The following is a 1,620-nucleotide window of genomic DNA, read 5'->3' on the forward strand; positions in this document are numbered from 1 at the left end:
GGCTTCGTCTGTTCGTAGGTCACAGCGAAGCCCAGGGCACGCCAGAAGGCCAGGGTTTCCTCCGGTGCCACACAGGGCAGCATCGGCACGGTGGTCTCGTTGGGCTGGACACCTTCGTCAAGCATCATCAGCACCTCATCTGTTCAACAGGGCAGGCGACGCAGCAGTCTGCCAAACCCGACCATCACGCACATGCGAATTCGACGATCGCTGCGGACTTGACAGAGCTGCACCGTCGCACACGCTCATGCCGCGATCCGGGTGCTGCCATCTCACGTCCACCAGTTACTCATTGTTGGCGGACGTGGGTGGCCGATCCGCCGCCGTCGTGCCGTCCCCAACGCCTGGCCGGCGGAACCTCTGCACATCTGGCGTATCTGCCTCTGCACGAAGTTGGCTCCGGCAAGATTTAGGTAGCCGGAGATCGCCATGGCGTCCTGACCCGGTGACGGGCTCAGACTTCCTTATTGTCGACCCAGCGACAAAACGGGTCCGTGGTGTCCTCGTCGCCCATCTCGGCGGGCTCCGCCACGATCTCCAGCCCGGTCGCCGGGGCGGTGACACCGAAGGTGCGGTGCAGCCAGTCCCGGTAGGGCGCATTGACGATCTCGTGGTCGGCGTCCCACGGCTCGGGCGGCGCGCTGAACTCCTCGTTCCAGCAGATCTCCCGGTAACCGATCGCCAGCAGCCGCAGAAAGTCGACCGCATCATCGGCGAGCACACACGTCATCATCGAGCCGCTGCCCGAACCGAGATGAACGATCCTCACCTGTCCCCGACCGTCGCGCCACAGCGCGGCCATCGAACCCTCGCCACCAGTCTGCGCGAACGGCCACAACCGCGCGGCCGCATCCGGGGCCGACTCGTCGAACCAGGACCGTGCGTACGACAGGGTCTGCTCGGCGGTGTAGCCACGCAACTCGATCGAGGTGCCCACCCAGCCGTTGTCGCTCAAAACTTGACATTCAAGCCCCTGGGATATCTTTCACCACGAAACCCTGCTCGTCGACCCAGGCGAAGAGCAGGGTCAGCGGCTCCGGAAGGTCGAATCCGTCCGGCACCCGTGCCAGCGTCGTCTTGAGGAAGTCACCCACGCCCGGCAGCGTACGAGATCACCTCGCCCTCCCACAGTCCCAGCCGCACTGCACGGTCGCCGACGTGCAGGGTGCCACCGACCAACTGGCCGACCTCGTCGTGCTCCGGGTTCCAACCGCTCAGCACTCCCGCGATCACTGAGGCGAAGGGCTCCTCGCCGGAGGCGTCCCGCCCGACCCAGCGGCCACCGTCGTAGTCGTAGTCGTAGGCCGACCGCCAGCCCTCGTCACCCGGAGCCGTCGGCACGATCGTCATGGACCAGTCGCTGCGCCCGTCGAACAGCAGGCCACGGCCGTCGTCCACGACGAGGTGGACCGGCCCGGCGGTGAGATCGACCGGGTCACCGGGCCAGCGCCAGGCCAGCCGCGTGACCGCGGCCAGGCGGCAACCGATCAGCATGTCCATCAGAATGGTTTCGTCAGTTTCCTGCCTAGTACGGCAGCCGCCATTGGCGGTCTGACCTGGTGGGATGCGGTGGGGTGATGCGACGTGGACGCAGCCGCCTGTTGATCATGTGTTTGTGAG

3 protein-coding genes are annotated in these 1,620 nt (G+C 66.0%); all 3 read right to left on the reverse strand.

The genetic code is table 11. The features are described from left to right. Nucleotides 1-454: 454 nt before the first annotated feature. Genes GA0070215_RS27775 through GA0070215_RS27780 form a run of 3 tightly spaced genes read right to left on the reverse strand, consistent with a single transcriptional unit; the run spans nt 455 to nt 1,500 of the window. Nucleotides 455-937 carry a hypothetical protein gene (locus GA0070215_RS27775; protein WP_244167192.1) on the reverse strand — a complete coding sequence of 161 codons (483 nt, stop codon included), beginning with the start codon at nt 935-937 and terminating at the stop codon, nt 455-457. A 28-nt stretch (nt 938-965) separates the two neighbouring features. Then, entirely contained in the window at nt 966-1,094 is a 129-nt protein-coding gene (locus tag GA0070215_RS29615; protein WP_279616591.1) for a hypothetical protein, read from the reverse strand. Then, entirely contained in the window at nt 1,087-1,500 is a 414-nt protein-coding gene (locus GA0070215_RS27780; RefSeq protein ID WP_018788809.1) for a hypothetical protein, read from the reverse strand. The genes GA0070215_RS29615 and GA0070215_RS27780 overlap by 8 nt, the downstream gene beginning before the upstream one ends. Nucleotides 1,501-1,620 lie beyond the last annotated feature (120 nt).

It is taken from the genome of Micromonospora marina (genome assembly GCF_900091565.1).
Taxonomy (GTDB): Bacteria; Actinomycetota; Actinomycetes; order Mycobacteriales; family Micromonosporaceae; genus Micromonospora; species Micromonospora marina.